Below are 963 nucleotides of genomic sequence, written 5' to 3'. Positions count from 1 at the left end.
GCGCACCGTGCCGGTGTCGAACGCGAAGGCGTTCTCGCCGTCCGACAGCTTGCCGCTGCCGCGCGCCGCCGTGCCGTCACGGGTGACCTGCTGGCCGGAGAGGCTGGTCGCCGTGATCTGGATGTCGACGCTCTTCTCGATGGTCGACGTGCCGTTGCCGTCGTTGGCCGCCTTCTCCAGCAGCCGGCGGTCGACGGTGAACGACACCACGGTGCCCGAGGCGAAGCTCTCCGAGATCTTCTTGGTCAGCGCGTTCTCGGCCGTGGCGCTCACCTTCATCTCGCGGGCCACGCTGGCGGTGGTGGCGCCGGTCAGGGTCAGCGTGCCGGTGGCGGAGGCGGTCACCGACGCCACGTCGAAGCTGGTGCCCGACAGGCGGCCGCCGCCCACCAGCGCGGTGGAGATCGAGTTGCGCAGGGCGGTGGCGATGTTCGCCGACGCCGTCTCGCCGATCGCCACGTCGTCGGCGGTGGCGGTGTAGGAGAAGGTCTGGCCTTCGACGGTGATCGAGAAGATGTCGCCTTCCTCGATCGTGCCGGAGACGTTGACGTTGGTGACCTGGGCGACACCCGACTTGGCCGTCGTCGCGGTGTTGGCGGCGATCGCCTGCGTGTTGTCGAAGTAGGTGATGGTGCGCGATTCGGCGCCGTCGCCGACGATGAACGAGCGCTCGCGGCCGGTGGCGCCGCGCACCTCGATCGACACGTCGGAGAAGTTGCCGAGCGAGGAGCTCTGGGTGCCCGACAGCTTCAGGCCGGTCAGGCCGTGCGCCCGCTCGGCCTCGTTGATGTCGCCGGCGTTGCCCTCGATGGAGCCGTCGCCCTTGACGCGGAGGCTGTAGGTGTCGGTGGCGACGACGTTGGTGACGCGGGCGTTCTCGATGCCCTGGATGGTGTTGACCGCGGCGCGCGAGGTGCTCGTGGTGTCGAGGCGCATGCCGTTGCCGGCCAGCAGGTTCTTGCC

At 69.6% G+C, this 963-nt stretch carries 1 pseudogene; it reads right to left on the bottom strand.

Annotation, left to right across the window (positions count from 1 at the left end):
• Nucleotides 1-963: pseudogene (locus ACSBPG_RS31930) on the bottom strand (flagellin); the annotation flags it as partial.

The sequence above is a fragment of the Azospirillum sp. ST 5-10 genome, from assembly GCF_051225715.1.
Lineage (GTDB): Bacteria > Pseudomonadota > Alphaproteobacteria > Azospirillales > Azospirillaceae > Azospirillum.
Note: the sequence above shows the minus strand (reverse complement) of the source record. Positions and strands in the feature narration are given on the sequence as shown.